This is a genomic window from Streptomyces sp. NPDC020845 (assembly GCF_044334165.1).
In the GTDB taxonomy this organism is placed as follows: Bacteria; Actinomycetota; Actinomycetes; order Streptomycetales; family Streptomycetaceae; genus Streptomyces.
Genome location: NZ_JBIRSJ010000002.1, coordinates 89031 through 111491 on the forward strand (window position 1 = coordinate 89031; position 22461 = coordinate 111491).

Consider the following 22461-nt stretch of genomic DNA (forward strand, 5'->3'; position numbering starts at 1 on the left):
CTTGATCATTTCGTGGCCGGAGAAGCCTCCTCGCCGATCAAAGGCGGTCAGACCGCGTACAGGACGGCTCGCACCGGGTCGCGGTGCGCGGCCGAGTGCGAGATCGACTATAGTCGCCTCAGGCAACTAGCTTCCCGACCGAGGCCCAGGAGGCCCGAGATGCAGCCGCGCAGCCCCAGCCGCACCGCCCAGCGGGTCGCCACGCTCCGCGCGGCCCACCAGACGCTGGACCACGGCCGCCTGTTCCACGATCCGCTGGCCGTCCGCATGCTCGGCGCGGACGCCGACGAACTGCTCGGCGAGTTCGACGCGGCCCGCACCGCGCCCGAACGCCGGCGCTTCCGGCTGTTCATCGCCGCCCGCTCGCGCTTCGCCGAGGACCATCTGGCCGCCGCCGTCACGCGCGGCGTACGCCAACTCGTGGTCCTGGGCGCCGGTCTTGACACCTTCGCCTACCGCAATCCGCATGAGGCCGCCGGTCTCGCGGTCTTCGAGGTGGACCACCCGGCCACCCAGGAGTGGAAGCGCGAGCGCCTGTCCAGCGCCGGCATCCCGCTGCCGCCGTCGCTGACCTTCGCACCGGTCGACTTCGAACGGGAGAGCCTGGGCGACGGCCTGGCGGCGGCCGGATTCGACCCGGCGCGACCGGCGTTCTTCAGCTGGCTGGGCGTGGTGCCGTATCTGACCCGCGAGGCGGTGTTCGGCACGCTCGGCCACCTCGCGGGCCTGCCCGGCGGCGCGGAGGCCGTCTTCGACTACAGCGAGCCGCCGAGCGCCATGACACCGCGCGTCCGCGCCGTCCACCACACCCGCGCGGCACGCGTGGCCGCGCTCGGCGAGCCCTTCCTGAGCTACTTCGCACCCGAGGAACTGGCCGCGGACCTGCGGGAGGCGGGCTTCGCGGCGGTGGAGGACCTGGACGCGGTCCGGCTCCTGGCCCGTTACGCCGGCGAGCGCGCCGACGGGAGCGCCGGCCGAGCCCCGGCCGAGGGCAGACGCCGCTCGACGGCACACGTCCTCCGCGTCGCGACCGCCGGTTAGGACCTGTCCGGGCACTCTTCCCGGGCCCCCGACGCCAGGCCGGCCGCCCCGGCTGCCGCCGGGCACCTCCCGCGGTGGTCGGAAGAGCGCGACCGGGGCGCGGCGGTCAGGGCCACCGGGTTGAGGCGACCCGGCCAGGGCGCAGCGCGGTGGGTTGAGGCGACCCGGCCGGGGCGCGGTAGCCGATGTCGCGGGCGCGAGACGGTCGCTCGGACAGGGGCCGCCGGCACGCCGGCGGGCCGAGGGGAGGCCGGGCGGGGCCAGGTATCGCCCGGCCTCCCCGCTTGGGGGGTGGCGGCTGTCAGAGGCGGCCCGCGCCCGCGCGTCCGTCGACGATGCCGGGCACCGCGCCCGGCGCGTCCACGCGGGTGCGCAGCGTCGGCGTCCAGCCCGCGTCATCGCCCAACTGCTCGTCGGGGACGCCCGCGTTGTGGGCAGCGAGGAGACCGGCGGGCTTGCCGCCCACGTAGTTGTTCTTCTCGGTGAGCGCCGTGCCCTTCCACTTCTTGATGACCTTGGCGGGGTCGACCGCGCCGGGCAGCGTGAAGGCGTTGGCCTCGGCGTACAGCTGGGACTCGACGCCGACACCCCAGCTGTAGGCGTAGCCCGCGGCGGGGGCGATGTAGTGGTTGTTGTAGACGTCGACCTTGCCGAAGCGGACCCGCGGGGCGCGTTCGACGATGTTCTTGAAGACGTTGTGGTGGAGGGTGACGCGGAGCTTGCCGCGGTCGGTGGCGCTCGCGCTGTCGCTGTTGCCGATCATCAGCGTCTTGTCGTGGTCGGCGAAGAGGTTCCAGGAGGCGGTGACGAGGTCGGCGCCGCGCACCACGTCCAGTTCGCCGTCGTGCTGCTGGTAGAGCTGGCCGTAGTAGCGGGGCTGGGCGCTGTCGGGGCGGCGGCCGTCGGTGAAGGTGTTGTGGTCGACCCAGACATGGGTGGAGCCGTAGACGACGAGGTTGTCGTACTCGGAGTTCCAGGCGCCGTCCGCGCCGTCGGTCGGGTCCCAGGCGGGGAAGCAGTCGAAGGCGTCCTCGAAGGTGAGGTTGCGGACGATGACGTTGTCCGCGCCGGTGACCTGGAGGCTGGCGCCCAGCAGCCGGGCGTCCCGGCCGACGCCGACGATGGTGGTGTGTGAGGGGACGGCCAGCTTGACGCGCTTCGCCTGGAGCGCGGCGGAGGCGGCGCGGGCGTCCTCCTGGGGGCCGGACGGCTGGGCGTCGCCCCAGGTGGCCGGGTCGTACGCGGTGAGGTAGGCGTCCAGCCTGTAGCCGTCGGTGGCGTAGTCGGCGCAGCTCAGCGGCTTGCCCGCGGCGTCGGTGTTGGCGTCGATGGTGCCCTTGACGTAGATGATGCGCGGGCTGCCGTCGGAGCCGTCGAGTGCCTTGGCGAGCTGGGCCCGGTTGGTGACGGTGAAGGTGTGGGCCTTGTCGGCCTTGGCGCCGCCGGTCGTACCGCCGTCGGCGGAGGCCCAGCCGTCGCCCGCCGGGAGGGTGCCGCGTACGGGCGCCGTGGGGGCTGCGGGGGCTGCCGTGGCGGGTCCGGCGGCGAGTACGAGGGCGGCGCAGCAGAGCACCGAGGCGAGCGAGGCGACGCGGGCATGACATCTGGGAGTGCGCATGGTCCGGCTCCTTGCGAACGTGTGGAGGCGTGCGGGGCTTACGGGGCATACGGGGCGTACGGGCGTACGGGGAAGGGACGGTGACGGGGCGCGGGGCGCGGGGCGCTACCAGGTGATCCAGCTGTCCGGGATCGCCTCGTCCAGGCGGCGTACGTCGGACGGGGCCAGCACGCCCTTGGCCCTGAGCTCGCGCGCCACCAGGCGGGCCACCTCGATCGCGCCGTGCGGCTGGAAGTGGGTGTTGTCCTGCTTGCCGTTTGGGTAGTTGGGCGACTCCCCCGGGTCGAGCCAGTTGAAGCAGCCCTTGGTGCCCTCGGGCCCGAGCCGCTGCCACAGGGCGATGCTCGACGCCTGTACGTCGATCAGCGGCACCCCTTCGGCCCGGGCGAGGGAGCGCACCGCGTCGGGGTAGGCGCCGTGCGTGGGCTGGGCGGTGCCCGCCGCGTCGAACTTACGGCGCTCGACGGAGGTCAGCAGCACCGGGCGGGCGCCGCGGTCGCGCGCCCCGTCCACGTACAGCCGCAGATACTGCGGATAGGTGGTGGCCGGATCGGTGCCCCGGGCCGGGTCGTCGGTCTTCTCGTCGTTGTGGCCGAACTGGATGAACAGGAAGTCGCCGGGCCGGATGGCGGTCAGGATCGCCGCCAGCCGCCCCTCGTCGTAGAAGCTCTTCGAGCTGCGGCCGTTGACGGCGTGGTTGGCCACCCGCAGCCGGTCGGCGAGGAAGAAGGGCAGGGCCATCCCCCAGCCGGTCTCCGGGGCCGCCGAGGCGGCCTTCGTGGCGGCGGTGGAGTCGCCCGCGAGGTAGACGGTCACCTCGGCGCGGGGCCTGCCGCGCCCACCGGAGCGGGCCTGGGCGGTGCCGGTCGCGGCGAGGGCGAGCGGGACGGCGGCGAGCGACGCCGCCGCGTGTCTGCGGGAGAGTGCCATGGCGTGCGAATGCCTTTCGTCCGGGTCACGGGTTCACGGATTCAGGGGTGCACGGGAGTGGGGGGTGGGCGCGGGCCGGCCGTCGGCGTACGGCGGCCGGCCCGCGACGCTTACGCGCCTCAGTTGTGCTTTTTCCAGTCCGCCTGGGCCGCGTTGAGCTCCTTGGCGACCTTGTCGCAGAAATCCTTGGCGCTCATCTTGCCGAGCAGCACCTTCTGGAAGTTCGGCTCGTTGTCCGCCTTGCTGATGGTGTTCCAGTCCGGCAGGTAGTACGGCAGCTGCACCACCTTGGTCTGCGGGTCGCTGAGCGACTGCAGCGCCGCCTTGGTCGGCGGGGCCTGCTGGATCCAGGCGTCGTTCGCGGCGTCGACATTGGCCGGGATGGCGCCGACGTCCTCGTTCCAGAGGCTGTTCATCTCCGCGGAGGCCGCGAACTCGATGAACTTCCAGGCCGCCGCCTTGTTCTTGCTCGCCTTGAACAGGCCGAGGCCGTCGACCGGGTTGGAGACGATGGTGCGCGGCTGCCCCTCGGCGGACGGCGGCATCGGCACACCGGCGATCTTGTCCTTGCCGAACGCCTTCACATGGTCGTTGTAGCTGCCGAGGTTGTGCTGCAGCATGCCGATGTCACCCTGGTCGAACTCGGCGACCATCTTGGTGAAGTCGTTGTTCAGGTCGGCCTCCGGGGTGGCCTTCTTGAAGAGGGCGACGTACTTCTCCAGCGCCGCCACGTTCTTGGGGTCGTTGAGGGTGGTCTTCTCGCCGTCCCAGAAGGTGTCGATCCCGGACTGGGCGTACATCATCTCCATCGCCTGCGCGATGGACCCGGCCCCGCCGCGCAGGGTGAAGCCGAACTTGTTCTTGTCCTGGTCGGTCAGCTCGTCAGCGGCCTTGTAGAAGTTGTCCCAGCTGGTCGGCGCGGGCAGGTTCTTCGCCTTGAACAGATCGGTCCGGTACCACAGGGTGCCCTGGTTGGCCGAGGTCGGGACGGAGAACATCTCCTTGTCGTCGCCACCGGCCGCGCGGACGCTGTCCACCATGTTCTTGACGAGCTTGCCCTTGAGCGAGCTGTCCTGGATGCGGTCGCCGACCGGCTCCAGGGCGCCCTGGACGACGAGGTTGGCCAAGTACGCCGTGCCCACGCCGCCCACGTCGGGCAGGCTGTCGTTGCCGCCCTGGATGGCCGTGCTGTACTTCGACTGGACGTCGGCGATCGGGATCGGCACGTACTCGACCTCGATGTCCGGGTACTTCTTCTCGAACTTGGCGATGATCTGCTTCCAGATCGCGGTGCGCGGGCCGCCGTTGTTGTCCCAGAAGACGATCTTGCCCTTGCCGGACCCCTCCGACCCGGAGCTCGACCCGTCGTCCCCGCACGCGGTGGCGGAAAGGGCGAGGGCGAGCGTCACGGCCACGGCGGCGACGCCGCGTACGGCTGGTATCGGGTGCTTTCTCATCGGGTTCATTCGCATGGTGCGCATCTCCTAGCGGTGAGTCTGGGGTGCCCAGCCGTCGCTGCCCGCGAGGTAGTCGGCCACCTCGTGGTCCGCGGCGTCGGCGTCCGTCATCCGCGGTCGGTCGGCGGACGGGGCGGCCCCCGGTCCGGTGTTGCGGTACTCGCTGAAACGGGCTTCCTGCCACGGAAATCCGCCCATGTCCGTCCACGGAGAGGACTTGATCGCGGCGGGCAGCCAGGTGTCGCGGATCAGCACCTGGGCGATGGCGTCCGGCTCACCGCCGGGGTGCCAGGGGCGGCCGAGGTGGAAGGTCTGGTCGGGCGCGTCGCTGACGATCCGGCTCCGGGTGATGAGAAAGCCGTACGGATTGCCCTTCCAGGTGCTCGCGGCGGTGATGTAGCCGTTGTTGCTGTCGCTGCCGCGGCTGAGCGCCTTGATGGTGGAGCGCTCGATGACGGTGGTGGCGCGCCCGTAGATGAAGTCGACGTCCCCCTCGATGTACGCGTCGCGGAGGTAGACGCGGCTGACGGTGGTCAGCTTGGGGCTGTCGGTCATCAGGGTGTCCTGGTTGCCCTTGAAGGCCGTGTCCGTGAAGACGATCCGGTCGCCGGTCGTCTTCATGGCCAGCGCCTGCTCGCCCTTGAGGTCGTGGGCGGCCTCGTCGAAGTCGTTGACGAAGGTGAGGTGGCGGGCGGTCACATCGCTCGCGGCGATCAGGACGGTGGCGCTGCCGGTGGAGCCGCCGTACTCGGCGGGGGTGTCGTGGACGATGACGGTGTCGCCGCGGTCCCGTCCGGTGCCCAGGAAGGTGAGGTGCGGTCTGTCGGCCGGGACGCGGACCTGCTCGCGGTAGGTGCCGGGCGCGATGGCGATCGTGATCCGGCCGTCGTTGCCCGACGGTACGGCGTTGACGGCGGCCTGGACGGTACCGAAGTCGCCGGAGCCGTCGGCCGCGACGCGCAGCACGGTGTCGGTGCCGAGGCTGTTCCGCGGTCCGGAGAACTTCTTCACCAGGGCGGGCACGGCGGCGGCCGGGTCGAGCCGGTACGGGTAGAAGTCGCGCGGGTCGAAGGCGGTGCCCCGGGTGTCGTGGCGGCCCGTGGTGTCGCGGGCGATGCTGCCGCGCTGGACCAGCTCGGCGGTCTCGTCGGCCTGGTAGGGGTTGCGTATCCCGTCGTAGTAGCTGTTCTCGATCACCATCTTGGTCCGGCCGCGGGACCAGTTGCCGTACGTCCACACCGGGTCCTCGTCCCGGTACTGGGCGGACAGGTAGTTGTTGTAGAGGTGGGCGTGGGCGGCGTTGTCGATGGACGGGCTGCGCTGCTTGATACCGGTGAACCAGTTGTGGTGCACGGTGATGTTCGTGGTCACGTTGTCGGTCCAGCCGAGGCCGAACGCCTTGTTGTGGTTCTTGAAGACGTTCCAGGAGACCGTGATGTAGTCGCTGTCCTTGCGGATGTCGAGCAGTCCATCGCCCATGTGGGTGAGCGTGTTGTGGTCGATCCACACGTGGTGGACGGTGTCCATCTGGATCGCGTCGAAGTCCTGGGTCTTGCCGTCCCAGTCGCCCTCGACGTAGCTGTCCCGGATGGTGAGGTTCCGGATGATGACGTTGTGGGTGCCGGGGTTGAGGTGGAGCTCGCCGTGGACGATCTCCCCGGTGGTGCCCACGCCGATGAGGGTCTTGTTGGAGGCGACGATGATGTCGGAGCCGAAGGGGGATACGTCGATGGAGCCTGCGATGCGGATGATGTAGGGGTCGGGGGAGGCGGCGTAGGTGGTGAGGTCTTGCTGGGTGCGGACGGTTACTACTTCGCCGCCGGCGCCGCCTGTTGTGCCGCCTGCGGTGGCGGCGAAGCCGTCGGGTTTGTCGGGCCAGGTTTTGGTTGTGGCTTGCGTTTTGTCTTGTGCTTGCGCTGTGGGGGCCTGGAACGCTGGTAGTAGCGTCAGGAGTGTGGCCAGCAGTACGGCAGTGGGTCCCAAGGGTCGCGCCGTTGTTCTTGCTGTGCGTGGCCGTCTGCGGGTGGGGTTGTGCCCACCCGTCCCTCCCCCAGCTACCGCTGGGAGGTGCCCCCTCTGCGGGACGATTGCCCACAACCTCATGAGGCTGTTCCTTCCGTATGGAAGTTTTTGAACTCGGCGTGGCCCGGTGTTCCCTGGCCCTTGGGGGCTGTGGCGAAGAGACCGAGGAGGGCGCCCACCCAGCGCCAGGGGGTGGCGGCGAAGACGGGGCCGGAGGGGTGCCAGTCGTTGGCCGTGCCCGTGTTGGTCAGGAAGCGGCAGCGGGCCCCGCGGGCGACCTCGATCCGGAGCTGGGCCCGGCCGTCAGGGGCGTCGCGTGGGGGTTCGGCGTCACGTTCGCGTTCGGTGGCGACGTCGGCGAAGCGGTGGACGAGGCGGGTTCCGTTCGCCGTACGCTCCAGGCCGATCCAGCCGAACGCGTCGCCCAGGAGGGCGAGTCCGGCCTTGGCGCCCGGCACCTCGCTGTGCAGGGACAGCTCGACCGTCACCGTGAACTCCTCCGCGGGCAGCCGCTGCACCAGCACGTTCGGCAGCCGCCGCAGGTCGTCCGCGTCCGCGGTGCGGTGGCAGGTCAGCCACAGGCCGTCGCCGCTGTGGGCGGTGGTCCAGCCCGGGGCCGGGTTGGCCGTCCACGACCACTGGCGGCCGTACCGCCCGCCCGGGAAGCCGTCGTCGGTCGCCGGGGCCTCGGGGGGCTGCGGATCCGCTTTGGGTTTGCGGTACGTGGCGACGGGCTCACCGCGGTCGCCCATCACGGGCCAGCCGTCCTCGGCCCACTCCATGGGCTGGAGGTGCACCACGCGCCCGTACGCGCCGCGCTGCTGGAAGTGGAGGAACCAGTCCTCGCCCGCCGGCGTGTCCACCCAGGCCCCCTGGTGCGGGCCGTTGATGTCGGTACGGCCCTGGGCGAGGACGGTGCGGTGTTCGTACGGGCCGAAGAAGTCACGCGAGCGCAGCGCGCCCTGCCAGCCGGTCTCCACGCTCCCCGCCGGGGCGAGGATCCAGAACCAGCCGTCCCGCTGGTAGAGCTTCGGCCCTTCGAGGGTGAACCAGCCGGGGATGGCGTCCGCGTCGACGATCAGTGTGCCCTCGTCCAGCAGTGCCGTGCCGTCGGGGCTCATCCGGTGGCCGGTGAGCCGGTTCTTGACCCCGGCACGGGATTTGGCCCAGGCGTGGACCAGGTAGGCCGCGCCGTCCTCGTCCCACAGCGGGCAGGGGTCGATCAGGCCCTTGCCGCCCTTGAGCAGATGTGGCCTGGTCCATGGGCCGCGCGGGTCGGGGGCGTTGATCTGGTAGATGCCCGTGTCGGGGTCGCCCCAGAAGATCCAGAAGCGGTCGTCGTGGTGGCGGATGCTGGGTGCCCACACCCCGCAGTCGTGCCGTGGGGCGGCGAACGCCTCCTCGGGTTGGAGGCGTTCCAGGGCGTGCCCGATGAGCCGCCAGTTGACCAGGTCGCGGGAGTGCAGGATCGGCAGGCCGGGGGCGCGGCCGAAGCTGGAGGCGGTGAGGTAGTAGTCGTCGCCGACCCGGATGGCGTCCGGGTCCGACCAGTCGGCGTTCAGCACGGGGTTGCGGTACGTGCCGTCGCCCTGGTCGGCCCGCCACACCGGCCCGTTCGCCGACGTGTTCGCCGACGTGTTCGCGGATGGGCTCATACGGTCGCTCCCTTGTCGGACAGCTGCGCCCCGATCCGGGCCGCCGTCTGGCGGTCCAGGCGGCCGTCGGCGACCGCGGTGACGATGCGCCGGGTGACGGTGTCGGCGGGGGCGATGGCCAGCCGCCGGTCCCAGGCGAGGGCCGAGCCGACGCCCGGGTAGTCGCAGGTGCGGACGAACCAGGGGTCGGCGCGGGTGTCGCCGGTCGCCCCGGCGAACACCAGGGTCCAGTCCTCGGCCGCGAGCGCCAGCCAGTCCGAGGGTCTGCCGTGCACCGCGGCCTCGCCCTCGCCGTCCGCGCTGAAGACCCGCGGCGGCTCGGCGCGGCGCGGCGCGCGCCAGAAGAAGCCGCCGTAGCCCGCGCCGGGGCGGCCGTTGGTGGCCGGGCTGCCGATGGTGACGGTCTCCCCGGTCACATTGGTGAGGGCGGTGGTGAAGTCGAGCGCCCAGCAGCCGTCGGCGCCGTGCGAGAGGGCGCGCACCGCGACCGTGCGCCGCTCCAGCAGGATCTGCCGCCCGCCCGCGACCCAGGACAGCTCCTGCACGAAGCCGTCCGGGTCGCGCAGCAACCAGCCCAGGTGGCGCTGCGAGCCGTGGTTGTCCAGTTCGGTGGGGCCCTGGCCGCGCACATAGGTGCGGCCGCCCCAGAAGTTGCGCCCGGCCAGGTCCGGGACGGCCACGCCGACGCCCAGGTGGTGCGGGTGGTCGGCGGGGCGCGACTCGGTGACGGTGATGCCGCCCAGGGTCCGTACGGGGTGCAGATACGGGCGGGGGGAGAGGGTGTCGGGGAGCTGCGGGCGGTGGGTGTAGGTGCCGACGGGGCGTCCGTCGCAGCGCAGCACGGTGCAGGGGGGCCGGTTGGTCAGGGAACGGTTCATGTGTGGGGGACCTCCGCGGGGGGTGCGGCCCAGGGGGCGCGCAGTTCCGAGTAGAGGGCGAGGCGTTCCGCGCCGGCGGCGACCAGGCGGTCGATGCCCGGTACGACGCGGCGCTTCGCCGAGGGCGCCGCGCCGATGCCCGGCTCGGTGCGCCAGGCGTCCGCGGGGAGCCGGACCGGATCGGGGGCGGTGCGGATGGCTTCGACGACGCGCATGAACGCGCCGGTGCGGTGTGGGGGGACGAGCAGTTCGGTGCCGTCGCGCAGATGCGCGACCAGGTTCTCCAGGAGGTCGGTCCTGGGGTGGTCGGTGGTCTCCGGCTCGTGTCCCGGGCGCTCCAGGAGCACCCGGTCGAGCTTGTACCAGAAGGTGATCCGGCCGCGGTCGCCGTGGATCAGGACGTACGGCTCGCCGGGCTGCTCGGCGCAGAGCGTGGCGGCGACGGTGACGGTGGTGGCGCGGCCGGTGGTGGTGTTGCCTGCGGTGCGCAGCCGTACGCAGGAGGTGTCGTCGGCCTCGATGTCGTTGGCCCGGAACAGCTCCAGCTCGATGGAGGTGATGTCCTCGGCGCGGTCGGCGCCGTCGATGCGCAGGGCGGTGGCGACGGCGTGGGCGAGGGGGTTGGTGAGTACGCCGTCGATGACGTCCCGGCCGTCGAGGGAGCGGTGTCCGGCCCAGGGGGCGCGGGTGTAGTAGCCCTCGTCGCGGGCCCAGGCGCCGGCCGCGCCGATGCCGGTGACCTCTCCGATGGCGCCGTCGGAGATGAGTTTCCGGATCGCGGTCAGGGCGTGGGAGCCGAGCGACTGGAAGCCGATCTGACAGGCGGTGCCGAGTCTGTCCAGGCCCTCGGTCATGCGGGTGAACTCGGCGTACGAGGGCGCGGGGGGCTTCTCCAGCAGCAGGTGGGCGCCGCGGCCGGCGGCGGCGAGGGCGAGGTCGGCGTGGGTGTGGATGGGGGTGCAGATGATGGCGATCCGCGCACCCGTACGGGTCACCAGGTCGGCCAGGTCGGCGGACTGTTCGGGGGCGGGGGTGCCGAGGCCGGCGAGGCCGTCGCCGAGCTCTTCGGCGGTCAGGGGGGTGAGTTCGCAGACTCCGGCGAGCCGGACCAGGCCCTGGGCGGTCAGCCGCCGGATGTTCTCCAGGTGCCAGCGGCCGTGGCCGCGGGCCCCGGCGAGTACGAGGGGGGTGGGTTCCATGGCCGCCTCTCAGCCGATCCGTCCGGCGCCCGCGCCGCGCGCCACGTCCTTGGCCGCCTTCGCGGCGCCGTCGATCCGGCCGTGCAGGGCGGGGGTCCAGCCCACGTCGGGGTCCAGGTCGCGTTCGCTGCCGGAGTTGTACGAGTTGTGGATGGCCAGCAGGTCGACGGGGTAGCCGTTGAACTCAGCTCCGCTCTGGTGCAGGGCGCTGCCGTTCCAGCTCTTGACCAGGTCGGCGGCCTCGATGTGGCCGGGCGTGGTGAACGCGTTGTTCTCGGCGTAGATCCGCGACTCGGTGGACACGCCCCACGAGTAGCGGTAGTCGGCGCCCCCGGGGACGTCGTAGGCGTTGTTGTAGACGTGGACCTGGCCGAAGCGGACCCGTGGGGCGCGCTGGACGACGCCCTTGAAGCTGTTGTGGTGGAGGGTGACCCGCAGTTTGCCGCGGTCCGTGGTGACGTTGTCGCCGTTGCCGATGAGCATCGCCTTGTCGTGGTCGGCGAACCGGCTCCAGGAGACGGTCACCAGATCCGAGCCGTTGGTGATGTCCAGCAGCCCGTCGTGGCGAAGGTAGTTGCGGCCGAAGTAGGTGGGCTCGGCGGCGTCGGGGTGTCCCTTGTCGCTGAGGGTCACATGGTCGACCCAGACGTGGCTGGCGCCGCGCAGCCAGATGTTGTCGTACGCGGTCTTCCAGTCGCCGAGGCCGCCGGTGTTGGGCTGCCAGACGGGGAAGCAGTCGTAGGCGTCGCGCAGTTCGAGGTTGCGGACGATGACGTTGGCGGCGTCCTTGACCTGGAGGCTCGCGCCCTTGAGGACGGCGTCCCGGCCGAGGCCCACGAGGGTGGTGTTGGAGCCGACGGCCAGCTCGACCCGCTCGGCCTGGCGCGCGGCGGAGGCGGCGCGGGCCTCCTCCTGCGGGCCGGAGGGCTTCTGGCCGCCCCAGGTGCGGGGGTCGTAGGCGGTCAGGTACTTCTCGGTGGTGTAGCCGTCGGTGGCGTAGTCCGCGCAGCTCAGCGGGCGCCCCTGGGCGTCGGTGTTGGCGTCGATGGTCCCCCGGACATAGATGATCTTCGGTACGGGGCTGCCGCCGTCCAGCGCGGCGGCCAGCTGCGCCCGGGTCCGTACGGTGAACACCTGCGCGTCGTCGGCCGCGGCCCCGCCGGTGGTCCCGGCGCCCTCCGCCGCCCATCCGTCGTCCGCCCCGAGCACATCGCGCCCGAGGTCTCGGCCGAGGTCACGACCGGGGGCGGGGGCGGAGCCACGGCCGTAGTCGTGGCTGGGCGCGGGCGGCTCGGCCTGCGCCCCGGCGGGCAGGGCCAGCGCGATCAGCACGGCGGCCGGCGCGGCGGCGGCCAGCGCCGTCGTACCGAGCCGGGTCCACCCCGTGCGCTTCGCGCGCGATTTCGCTGGAACCCCCCGTCCCTGGGGGTGCGCCATGCGCATCTTCGGACCTCCTTGTCCGCGAGAGTCGTACTCCGATCGGCGGCGTTACGGCCTGGCGCCTAGCCCTTGACCGCGCCCGCGCTGAATCCGGTGATCAGCCACTTCTGGATGAAGGCGAACACGATGACGACGGGCACGGCGGCGATCACTCCGCCCGCCGCCAGTGCGCCCAGGTCGACGCTGTCCGACCCGATCAGCGTGTTGAGGCCGACCGGGATGGTCTGCTTGTCCTGGGAGCTGAGGAACATCAGGGCGAACAGGAAGTGGTTCCAGCTGTGGACGAAGGCGAAGGAGCCCACCGCGATCAGGCCGGGCCGCAGCAGCGGCAGCACCACCGCGCAGAAGGCGCGGAAGCGGCCGCAGCCGTCCACCCATGCCTGTTCCTCCAGGGACACCGGCACGTTCCTGATGAAGCCGCTGATGAGGATCATGGACAGCGGCAGCTGGAAGACCGTCTCCGCGATGACCACGCTCCCCAGCGAGTTGATCATCTGCAGGTTCTTGAAGATCTCGAAGAGCGGAACCAGCATCAGCGCGCCGGGGATGAACTGCGAGGCCAGCAGCGCCAGCATGAACGCCTTTTTGATCTTGAAGTCGAAGCGCGCCAGGGCGTAGCCGCCGGCCAGGGCGACCGCCGTGGTCATCACCAGCGAGGAGACTCCGACGATCATGCTGTTCTGGAAGAAGATCCCGAAGCTTCGCTCGTTCCAGACCTTGGCGAAGTGCTCGCCGGTCATCGGCCAGGGCACCAGCGAGGTGGAGCCGGCCGGGCGCAGCGCGAACAGCAGCATCCAGTAGAACGGGATCAGGGTGAACAGCAGATAGAGGGCCAGCGGCAGATAGATCTGCCAGCGCGGCACGCCCTGGTCGATCCCGCGCCCGCGCTTCTTGCCCTTGTGCGCGTCCAAAGCGGTGGCGGGTGCGGGGGCGAGGCCCTTCTCCGCGAGTGCGGTGGTCACTTGGTGTCGCCTCCGAACTTGCTCAGGCGCAGATAGAGAATCGAGCAGAAGAGAAGGATCACGAAGGCGACGGTGGTCAGCGCGGAGGCGTAGCCGAAGTCGTGTCCGTCGATGCCGGTGTTGGCGACATACAGCGGGAGGGTGGTGGTCTGCCCGGCCGGGCCGCCGCCGGTGAGGGTGTAGAGGAGGTCGACGTTGTTGAACTCCCACACCCCGCGCAGCAGCGTGGAGAGGATGATCGCGTCCTTCAGATGCGGCAGGGTGATGTGGAAGAACTGCCGCATCCGGCCCGCGCCGTCGACCGAGGCCGCCTCGTACAGATCCTTCGGGATGGACTGCAGATCGGCCAGGATGAGGATGGCGAAGAACGGGACGCCGCGCCAGAGTTCGGCGAGCACGGCCGCCCAGAAGACGGTGCCGGTGTCGGAGAGCACCGAGGTGCCGTAGCTGCCGATCCCCGCGTCCGCCAGATAGCGGCTGATGCCGGTGGACGGGTTGTAGAGCAGCATCCAGATGGTGGTGGTCAGCACCCCGGACACGGCCCAGGGCGAGAAGACCAGGGCGCGGGCGATGCCGCGGCCGATGAAGGTCTGGTTGACCAGCAGGGCGAGCGCGAGTCCGAGGACGAGTTGCAGCAGCACCTCGGTGACGACCCATTTGCCGCTGAAGGCGAGGGTGTCCCAGAACTGCGGGTCGTCCGTGAAGATCTTGGTGAAGTTGTCCAGGCCCGCGTAGCCGTTCCGCCAGGGCTTGGTGACGTTGTAGTTCTGCAGGCTGTAGTAGAGGACGCTGAGCATCGGATAGGCGATGAAGCCCAGCATCAGCAGCCCCGCGGGGGCGATCAGCAGATACGGGAGGCGGCGGGCGGAGCCTTTGCCTTTGGTACCGCTCATACGGCTGGTGCGGCGCCGGGTGACCCGGGGTGGTTTCGCCACGGCGTCGGCCATGACTGCTTCTCCGTTCTCAGGGGTGCACGGTCGGGCGGGTGAAGCGCTTACCGAATGTTGTTCGGTATGTCGTGCAAAAAAATTGCTGCTCAGAGGGGAGTTCAGCCCGCGTATGGCTCGGGGTCCACGCCGGGGGCGGAAAGGAAGCGGAAGTCGCAGCCGGTGTCGGCCTGGGTCATCTGCTCCTGGTAGAGCGCGCCGTAACCGCGGGCGTAGCGGGGCGGGGGCGGTGTCCAGGCCGCCCGGCGCCGCTCCAGCTCGGCGTCGTCGACCTCCAGGCGCAGCGTGCGCGCCTCGACGTCGAGGGTGATCAGATCGCCGGTGCGGACGAGGGCGAGCGGCCCGCCGACGTACGACTCGGGGGCGATATGCAGCACACAGGCGCCGTAACTGGTCCCGCTCATCCGCGCGTCGGAGATGCGGACCATGTCCCGCACCCCCTTCTTGAGGAGGTGGTCGGGGATCGGCAGCATGCCGTACTCCGGCATCCCGGGGCCGCCGAGCGGGCCGGCGTTGCGCAGCACCAGCACGCTGTCCTCGGTGATGCCGAGGGCGGGGTCGTTGATGGTGGCCTGCATCGTCTTGTAGTCGTCGAAGACGACGGCCGGGCCGGTGTGTTCGAGCAGCCGCTGCTCGCAGGCGATGTGCTTGATGACCGCGCCGTCGGGGCACAGATTGCCACGCAGCACCGCCACCCCGCCCTCGCTCGCCCGCGGGTTGTCGAGCGGGCGGATGACCTCGGGGTTGTGGACGAGGGCGCCGTCGAGCTGTTCGCGCAGGGTGGTGTGGGCGACGGTCGGGCGGTCCAGGTGCAGGACGTCCTTCAACTGGGCCAATTCGGCGAGGAAGCCGGGCAGGCCGCCCGCGAAGTAGAAGTCCTCCATAAGATAGCGGCCGCCGGGGCGGAGGTCGGCCAGCACCGGGACGGTACGGGCGATCCGGTCGAAGTCGTCGAGGGTGAGCCGCACCCCGGACCGCCCGGCCATGGCGATCAGATGGATCACGGCGTTGGTGGAGCCGCCGAGCGCGAGGACGGTGGCGACCGCGTCCTCGTATGCCTCACGGGTGAGGATCCTGGAGAGCTTGAGGTCCTGCCAGACCAGTTCGACGATGCGCAGCCCCGAGTCCGCGGCCATCCGCTCGTGTCCGGAGTCGACGGCCGGGATGGAGGAGGCGCCGGGGACGGTGACGCCCAGCGCCTCGGCGGCGGCCGTCAGCGTCGAGGCGGTGCCCATGGTCATGCAGTGGCCGGGTGACCGGGCCAGGCCGCTCTCCAGCTCGGACATCTCGCAGTCGCCGATTAACCCGGCCCGCTTGTCGTCCCAGTACTTCCACATATCGGTGCCCGAGCCCAGCACCTCGTTGCGCCAGTGGCCCGGCAGCATCGGCCCGGCCGGCACGAACACGGTCGGCAGGTCGGCGGTGGCGGCCCCCATCAGCAGCGCGGGGGTGCTCTTGTCGCAGCCGCCCATGAGGACCGCGCCGTCCACCGGGTAGGAGCGCAGCAGTTCCTCGGTCTCCATGGCGAGCAGATTGCGGTAGAGCATGGGCGTCGGCTTCTGGAAGGTCTCCGAGAGCGTCGACACCGGGAATTCCAGCGGGAATCCGCCGGCCTGCCACACCCCGCGCTTGACCGCCTGCGCGCGGTCCCGCAGATGGACGTGGCAGGGGTTGATATCGCTCCAGGTGTTGAGGATCGCGATGACCGGCTTGCCCAGGTGCTCCTGGGGGAGGTAGCCGAGCTGGCGGGTGCGGGCCCGGTGGCTGAAGGAGCGCAGGCCGTCGGTGCCGTACCACTGGTGGCTGCGCAGTTGTTCGGGCGTCTTCCTACCGGAGCTCGTGGGGATTTGGGGGGTCGCGGGCGTCATATCGCCCATCCCTGGACCAGCGCGGCGACCTCGGCGCGCTGCGGTTCGGGCAGCGCGCTGCTGGGCGGGCGGATGTCGCGGCGGCACAGACCGAGCGCGGCAAGCGCTTCCTTCACGACGCTGACGTTGTTGGCCGACTGGTGGGCGGCGCGCAGATCCTCGAACGGCCGGATCTGCTCCCACACCTTCATCGCGCCCGCGTAGTCCCCGGCGCGCAGCGCGCCCAGCATGTCGAGCGAGACGTTCGGGGCCACGTTGACCAGTCCGGAGGTGAAGCCGGTGGCGCCGACGGCCCAGTACGAGGGCGCGTACAGCTCGGCGAGCCCGGCCACCCAGACGAACCGGTCGAGCCCCGCGTCGCGGGCCACCGCGGCGAAGCGCGCGGCGTCCGGGACCGCGTACTTGACGCCGATGACGTTGGGGCAGGCCTCGCCGAGCCGGGCGATGGCGGCCCCCTCGATCAGTGGGTTGCGCAGATACGGCACCACCCCGAGCTCGGGGACGGCATCGGCGATGGCGCGGTGGTAGTCGACCCAGCCGTCCTGGGAGACGTAGGGGTGCACGGGCTGGTGCACCATCACCATCCCGGCACCCACCTCGCCGGCGTGCCGGGCGGCCTCGACCGCGGTGGCCACATCGTGGCCGACGCCGACGAGGACGGCGGCCCGGTCGCCGGTCTCCGCCACGGTCAGTTCGGTGACCAGTCGGCGCTCGGCGAGGGTGAGGGCGTAGAACTCGCTGGTGTTGCCATTGGGGGTGACGGCCCGTACACCGCCGTCCAGGAGCCGGCGCAGCAGGGCGCGGTAGGTGTCCTGTTCCACGGCGCCCTCGGCGTCGTACGGAGTCACCGGGATCGCCACGATGTCCGCGAGCGCCGCCCTCAGTGGTGAGTGGTCCATACGTGCCTGTCCCTTCTGGTCGGGCCGGTACGCGGCGGAGCCGCATACCGACAGGGGCCTGTTGGGCCGGGGACGGTGGCGGGTGGGGGTGGGTCGCGTGGGCACGTGCGGGACCGTCCCCTCATCGCACGCGCCCACGCGGTCTAGGGGGCGGCCTCCGCGGCCCGGGCGGCGCCCGGGGCCAAACCGTCCGCGCCTTCCGGGCGTTCGGGCACTTCCGCGACTTCCGCGACTTCCGGGACTTCCGGGACTTCCGGGAAGGCGCGCCGGACGAATGAGGCGATGTGGTCGTACAGGGCGGCGGCCGCGCCGTCCGCGTCGCCGTCGAGCGCGCGGGCGAGGATCTCGCGGTGCTCGTCCGCCTCCCGCTCCCAGGACGGAACGGCCTGCCAGGCGATGGCGGAGACAAGGGCCGCCTGATCGCGCAGTTCGTCGAGGATCCCGGCCAGCAGAGGGTTGCCGCAGGGCAGATACAGCGCGCGGTGGAAGTCGCGGTTGGCCAGCGAGCGGCCGGCCGGATCGGCCGCGGCGGCGGAGCGCTCCAGGGCGGCGCTCGCACCGGCCAGGTCGGCGCGCGTGGTGACGGTGCGGCGCAGCGCCTCGGGCTCGAGCAGCAGGCGCACGTCGTAGACGGCGTGGGCCATGGCGGTGTCGACGGTGCGTACGGTCGCGCCCTTGTACTCGCTCATCACGACGAGCCCGCGGCCGGCGAGGGTCTTGAGGGCTTCGCGGACCGGGGTCTTGGAGACGCCGAACTGGGCGGCCAGCTCGGTCTCGACGAGGGGCTGGCCGGGCCGTAGCCGTCCGGTGAGGATCCCGTGCTTGACCGCCTCCAGTACGTACTGCGTACGGGAGGGGATCGGGCTCGGCGCAATGTCCATGGGGCTCTCAGATCTCACATATCGCGTCTCATATATGACGTACGAAGTACGACGCGATGAAATTAGGGCCACCCCAGGGGTTCGTCAACGGTTCTGACAAAAATATCCCGGGGCGGCCCGAAGTGAGTTGATGGAGCGTCAGGAGCCCTCGGCGGAACTCAGGGAAGCTCAGCAGACTTCAGGGAAGCCGTTCGAGGGCGGTGCGCACGGCGGCGAGGTCCGCGTCGGAGGCGAGTCCGGCGTGGTAGAGCCGGATTTCGTCCGCGCCGAGGCCGACCGCGTGGGTGGCGTCGGCTTCGAGGGTGCCCGGGCTGCCGCCCATGCCGGCGACGACGGTGAAGTTCGCCGCCAGGGTGGTGCGTTCGGTCTTGTGCGGGACGAAGGGGGTCAGCACATCGACCCGCGCCGCGTCGTTCCCGGTGCAGGGCAGCACGACGCCGTCGGCGTGGTCGAGGATGCCCGCGGGGTCCACCCCGACGTTCGCGCCGAAGCGGTGGGGCGCCGGGTCGGCGTGCAGCAGCACCTGGAACTCGCCGCTCGCAGCCTCCCGTACGGCAGCGACGGCGTCCCGCTGCAGCTCGGCCGCGACCCGGTCGCGCCAGGTGGCGAAGGTGGCGACGTGGTCGGCGCCGAGCAGCTTCTCCACCTCGGCCCACTCCGCGGCCCGATCGCCCCCGCCCTGGGTCTCCTCCCCCGACCAGATCGGCCGCAGCGCGCGCCGCACCGCCTGCCGCAGCTCCTCAGGGTCGGCGCCGAGCGAGGCGTAGCCCGCGTGGCAGCTGTCGCAGAAGCACAGCGACATCAGATACTGGGCCGCGCCGCCGAGCGGCACCCCGCCGATCTTGTCGTGCGCGTGCAGATGCGTGACCCCGTACCAGCCGCAGGACTCCAGCTCGGTGCCGCGGGTGCCGGGGCGCACCGCCGCCTCGGCGGCCAGGTCGACCACGTACGCGCGCACCTCGGGGCGGGCGATACAGGGCGCCCAGGGGTAGCGGTCGCCGTACGCGTTGCGCACGGAGGTGTGCGGGAGCTCGTCGCCCATACGGGAGTTGTGCGCCAGGACCACCCAGGAGTGCACCTCGAGCCCGGCGTCCGCGAGGGCGTGGGCCGCCTCGCCGTACGGGTCGGCGCCGTCCACCCAGGACTGCTCGTACGGGCGCGGCGCCCGGCCCGCCCAGCGGCCCGGGTCCGGCGGGTAGAGGACGGCGGCGTGCCGGGCGGTGACGATGCGGTGGCGCGGGTGGCGCGGGGTCAGCGCGCGGGTGGAGTGATACGCCGAGGCGAGGGTGACCTGCTGGACCCCGAGGTCGGCGATGCGGCGGGCGGCGTCGGGGTCGCCGACGACGTCCCAGGGGTAGACGAAGGCGGAGGCTTTCAACGCGGTTTCCCCCTAGGGGTCGTCGGGCGGTCGTCAGACGTGGCCGTCGGACGTGGCCGTCGGGCGGTCGTCAGGCGCGGTCGTCGGCTACGGTAGCGGCGGCTCCGGTAGCGGCGTTGGCTCCGGTAGCGGCGTTGGCTCCGGGCACCAGGGCCAGCCCGCGCTCGATCAGCTCGGCCAGCTCCTTGACGTGGGCGGGGCTGGGCTCCGACAGCGGCGAGCGCACCTCGCCGACGTCCAGGCCGCGCATCCGCACCCCCGCCTTGACCAGCGAGACGGCGTAGCCGCGCCCCTGGTTGCGCAGCTCGACCAGCGGCCGGTAGAAGCCGTCCAGCAGCGCGTTGCACGTCGCGTCGTCGCCCGTGATCAGGGCCTTGTGGAAGGCGAGGGCGATCTCGGGGGCGAAGCAGAAGACCGCGGAGGAGTAGAGCAGTACGCCGATGCCACGGTAGGCGAGCCCGGTCAGCTCGGCGGTGGGCAGCCCGTTGAAGTAGAGGAACTTCCCCTCGGGGTCGTCGGCGCGCACCGCGCTGATGATGCGCTGCAGCAGATCCAGGTCGCCGAGACCGTCCTTGAGCCCGATGATGCCGGGGACCTTGGCGAGCTCGACCACGGTCTGCGGGGTGAAGACGGCGTTGTCCCGCTGGTAGACGATGACGTCGAGGCCGGTCGCGCCCGCGAGCGCGGTGTAGTGCCGCAGAAGTCCCTCCTGGGAGGCGACGACCAGATACGGCGGCATGGCCAGCAGCCCGTCCGCCCCGGCCTCCTCGGCGAGCTTCGCGTACTGGATGGCGAGGGCGGTGCCATACCCCGCCCCGGCGATCACCGGCACCCGCCCGTCGGCCACCTCGACGGCGGCGGCGACGGTGGCGCGGAACTCCTCGGCGGTGAGCGCGTGGAACTCACCGGTGCCACAGCACGCGAAGACAGCGGCCGCCCCCGCCTCGATCCCGCCGCGCACATGCGCGCGATACGCGTCGAGGTCCAGGGCGCCGTCGGGCCCGTAGGCGGTCACGGGGAAGAACAGCAGTCCGTCAAGGCGCTCGGCGAGTGAGGCTGAGGTCACGGGCTCTCCCTGTCGTATGCGCCGACGTGCCATCACCTCATCGACGCGTACACGCTTCTGATCGTCATCTACATTCATGAACGCAGCCACGGTAGGACAGCCCGCCCGCGCGGGTCAAGGCGCCTGCACGCATACGGACCCGCGCGCGACACGACCCCACCCCCACCCACGACTCTTGACGCACCCCCGCCACCATCCCTAGCGTGTCCATGTTCATGAACGGTATCTATGTATGAATTTCAGCCCTTAACGGAGGAGTTCCCCACATGCCCGCTCCCCGCACCGTTCTCCTCACCGGCGCCGCCGGCGGCATGGGCACCCTGATGCGCGAACTGCTGCCCGCGACGTACGGATACCGGCTACGCCTCTTCGACGTCATGCCCATCGAGGGCGAGCCGGACGCCATCACCGCGGATCTCGCCGACAAGGACGCGTTGCGGGAGGCCGTACGGGGGGTCGACGCGATCATCCACCTCGCGGGCATCTCCCTGGAAGCCCCGTTCGAGAAGATCCTGCGGGCCAACATCGAGGGCACCTACAACCTCTACGAGGCGGCGCGCGAGGAGGGGGTCCAGCGGATCGTCTTCGCCTCCAGCAACCACGCCGTCGGCTTCACCCCCCGCCCGGCGACCACCCCCGTGCCGGATGAATCCCTCATCCCCGTCGACACCCCGCGCCGCCCGGACACCTTCTACGGCCTGTCCAAGTCCTTCGGCGAGGACCTGGCGTCCTTCTACTGGGACAAGCACGGCGTCGAGACCGTCGCCATCCGCATCGGCTCCTGCTTCCCCGAGCCCACGTCGGTCCGCATGCTGTCGGTCTGGATGAGCCCGGCCGATGGGGCCCGGCTGCTTCATGCGGCGCTCACGGCGGAGGACGTCGGCTACACGGTGGTGTACGGCAGCTCGGCCAACACCCGCCTGTGGTGGGACCTCGCCTCGGCGCGCGCGCTGGGCTACGAGCCGCAGGACGACTCGGAGCCGTACGCGGCGAAGCTCATCGCTGAGCAGGGGGAGCTTGATCCGGCGAATCCTGATCATGCTTATCTTGGGGGGCACTTCTGCACCAACCCGCCTATTTGGCCGTACTGAGCGGGGTGGCTTGGCCACGCCGGGGCTAGGCTTGGTCGGCTTCGAGGTGGGCCAGGTACTCGGCGGCGGCGGGCGCCTCGGCGGCGCCGAGGCGTTGGTAGATGCCCACGGCCTCGCGGAGGCTGGCGATGGCGGCCTGGCTGTGCTGTCGGTGTGTGCTTGGCAGCGGGCGATTCCTTCGAGGGCATGCGCCTCGTCCAGTGGGCTGCGGACCTGGTGTGCAAGGAGGAGAGCCTGCTGATAGGTGTCAAGCGCCCGCTGTGGCTCCCCGGAGCGGGCCAGCAGGGCACCTGTGCTGTTGCGGCGCGCGCGGATTCCGTCCAGAACAAGCGTGTCCTTGACAGGACCACGGTCGGGCAGCGCACGGGGCGCGTACCAGGAGCGCGCAGCAGCAAAGCCGGAGCCAGAAGGCGGTGCACGCCACAGCAGAAAACTCCCGCCCCAGCCGTAACCGGGCCGGTGCCAGTGCAGGTGCCGGCGCCGTGGTGAGTGAAGCGTGAGTGAGGGCTTCTCACCATGGTCTCACCTGGCTGCTCACCGGTGTGCTGATGGCACCGGCCGCTGCATCAGGGCGTGCGGCCCGCAAGAGGAAGGGGAGGGCGATGACCACGATGACGGTGCTCCCGCCGCCCGACGAGGGATGGTTCAAGAGCAGCTTCAGTCCGAGCGGCGGCAACTGCGTGGAAGTCCGCTTCGATGAGGGCCTGGCCTTCGTGCGCAACACCCACGACAGGAGCGGCCCCATGGTGGCGTTCAACCGAGCGGAATGGGAGGCATTCCTGCTCGGCGCCTGGAACGGCGAGTTCAATATGCCCGCGTGATGTAGCAACTGCGGCATGGTGCTGTGGGCCGGTGTCCGGCCCACAGCATCCTTCGGCGCGCAGGGGGCGGAGTGTGTGCGGTGGGGGACGGGTAGAGGAAGTACTGCTCTTGTCGTGGCGCAGGCGCCGGTGACGTGGAGGGGAAGGGCTGGGGATGGGGGATGTCTTACCCGGCGAGCCGGGGGGCGGGGCAGGGCGCGGTGGGGTGTGGTCGGATCTGTCGGGGTCGGCTCGTGATGTGGTGCAGGCCGGGCAGGTTTCCGGTGGCGTTCACTTCCACGGTGCCGCGCCCGTGAAGGTGGAGGTTC

At 71.1% G+C, this 22461-nt stretch carries 18 protein-coding genes; 3 read left to right on the forward strand and 15 right to left on the reverse strand.

The window, feature by feature from the left end; all coding sequences use genetic code 11:
• Window positions 1-159 precede the first annotated feature (159 nt).
• Window positions 160-1041, forward strand: coding sequence for a class I SAM-dependent methyltransferase (locus tag ACH4U7_RS04360; RefSeq protein WP_398526525.1), 882 nt, complete (start codon window positions 160-162; stop codon window positions 1039-1041).
• A gap of 301 nt (window positions 1042-1342) precedes the next feature.
• Here the strand turns inward: ACH4U7_RS04360 and ACH4U7_RS04365 are convergent, their stop codons facing one another.
• The 15 genes from ACH4U7_RS04365 to ACH4U7_RS04435 all read right to left on the reverse strand — a co-directional run bounded on the left by ACH4U7_RS04365 (window position 1343) and on the right by ACH4U7_RS04435 (window position 20241).
• Window positions 1343-2659, reverse strand: coding sequence for a polysaccharide lyase family 1 protein (locus tag ACH4U7_RS04365; RefSeq protein ID WP_398526526.1), 1317 nt, complete (start codon window positions 2657-2659; stop codon window positions 1343-1345).
• Window positions 2660-2764: 105 nt separating this feature from the next.
• Window positions 2765-3589, reverse strand: a complete 825-nt coding sequence (locus tag ACH4U7_RS04370) for a rhamnogalacturonan acetylesterase (RefSeq protein ID WP_398526527.1) — start codon at window positions 3587-3589, stop codon at window positions 2765-2767.
• Between the two features lie 119 nt (window positions 3590-3708).
• Window positions 3709-5046: an ABC transporter substrate-binding protein gene (locus ACH4U7_RS04375; protein WP_398526528.1), complete on the reverse strand. Its 1338-nt coding sequence runs from the start codon at window positions 5044-5046 to the stop codon at window positions 3709-3711.
• Between the two features lie 27 nt (window positions 5047-5073).
• Window positions 5074-7029 (reverse strand): pectinesterase family protein, encoded by a 1956-nt coding sequence (locus tag ACH4U7_RS04380; protein ID WP_398526529.1) that lies wholly within the window; start codon window positions 7027-7029, stop codon window positions 5074-5076.
• A gap of 116 nt (window positions 7030-7145) precedes the next feature.
• Window positions 7146-8723 (reverse strand): glycoside hydrolase 43 family protein, encoded by a 1578-nt coding sequence (locus ACH4U7_RS04385; RefSeq protein WP_398526530.1) that lies wholly within the window; start codon window positions 8721-8723, stop codon window positions 7146-7148.
• Window positions 8720-9601 carry a PmoA family protein gene (locus tag ACH4U7_RS04390; RefSeq protein ID WP_398526531.1) on the reverse strand — a complete coding sequence of 294 codons (882 nt, stop codon included), beginning with the start codon at window positions 9599-9601 and terminating at the stop codon, window positions 8720-8722. Before ACH4U7_RS04390 ends, ACH4U7_RS04385 begins: the two co-directional genes overlap by 4 nt.
• On the reverse strand, window positions 9598-10800 hold the full coding sequence (locus ACH4U7_RS04395; RefSeq protein ID WP_398526532.1) for a Gfo/Idh/MocA family protein: 1203 nt from the start codon (window positions 10798-10800) through the stop codon (window positions 9598-9600). Before ACH4U7_RS04395 ends, ACH4U7_RS04390 begins: the two co-directional genes overlap by 4 nt.
• A gap of 9 nt (window positions 10801-10809) precedes the next feature.
• Complete coding sequence (locus tag ACH4U7_RS04400) at window positions 10810-12243, reverse strand: polysaccharide lyase family 1 protein (protein ID WP_398526533.1); 1434 nt, start codon at window positions 12241-12243, stop codon at window positions 10810-10812.
• A gap of 59 nt (window positions 12244-12302) precedes the next feature.
• Complete coding sequence (locus ACH4U7_RS04405; protein ID WP_398526534.1) at window positions 12303-13202, reverse strand: carbohydrate ABC transporter permease; 900 nt, start codon at window positions 13200-13202, stop codon at window positions 12303-12305.
• A complete protein-coding gene (locus ACH4U7_RS04410) occupies window positions 13199-14149 on the reverse strand; it encodes a carbohydrate ABC transporter permease (RefSeq protein ID WP_398526535.1) in 951 nt (316 codons plus the stop codon). The genes ACH4U7_RS04405 and ACH4U7_RS04410 overlap by 4 nt, the downstream gene beginning before the upstream one ends.
• Before the next feature lie 101 nt (window positions 14150-14250).
• Window positions 14251-16017, reverse strand: a complete 1767-nt coding sequence (gene araD, locus ACH4U7_RS04415) for an L-arabinonate dehydratase (RefSeq protein ID WP_398526536.1) — start codon at window positions 16015-16017, stop codon at window positions 14251-14253.
• Window positions 16014-16916: a dihydrodipicolinate synthase family protein gene (locus ACH4U7_RS04420; protein ID WP_398526537.1), complete on the reverse strand. Its 903-nt coding sequence runs from the start codon at window positions 16914-16916 to the stop codon at window positions 16014-16016. The genes araD and ACH4U7_RS04420 overlap by 4 nt, the downstream gene beginning before the upstream one ends.
• Before the next feature lie 143 nt (window positions 16917-17059).
• Complete coding sequence (locus ACH4U7_RS04425) at window positions 17060-17797, reverse strand: GntR family transcriptional regulator (protein ID WP_398526538.1); 738 nt, start codon at window positions 17795-17797, stop codon at window positions 17060-17062.
• A gap of 178 nt (window positions 17798-17975) precedes the next feature.
• A complete protein-coding gene (locus tag ACH4U7_RS04430; protein ID WP_398526539.1) occupies window positions 17976-19175 on the reverse strand; it encodes a hypothetical protein in 1200 nt (399 codons plus the stop codon).
• Between the two features lie 70 nt (window positions 19176-19245).
• Complete coding sequence (locus tag ACH4U7_RS04435) at window positions 19246-20241, reverse strand: 5-dehydro-4-deoxyglucarate dehydratase (RefSeq protein WP_398526540.1); 996 nt, start codon at window positions 20239-20241, stop codon at window positions 19246-19248.
• 266 nt (window positions 20242-20507) lie between these two features.
• Between ACH4U7_RS04435 and ACH4U7_RS04440 the strand changes: the two genes are divergently transcribed.
• Both ACH4U7_RS04440 and ACH4U7_RS04445 read left to right on the forward strand, forming a co-directional pair.
• Window positions 20508-21332: an NAD-dependent epimerase/dehydratase family protein gene (locus tag ACH4U7_RS04440; RefSeq protein ID WP_398526541.1), complete on the forward strand. Its 825-nt coding sequence runs from the start codon at window positions 20508-20510 to the stop codon at window positions 21330-21332.
• Window positions 21333-21934: 602 nt separating this feature from the next.
• The gene (locus ACH4U7_RS04445; protein ID WP_218830899.1) at window positions 21935-22153 is read left to right on the forward strand and encodes a DUF397 domain-containing protein; all 219 of its coding nucleotides are present in this window, start codon (window positions 21935-21937) and stop codon (window positions 22151-22153) included.
• Window positions 22154-22461: the final 308 nt, after the last annotated feature.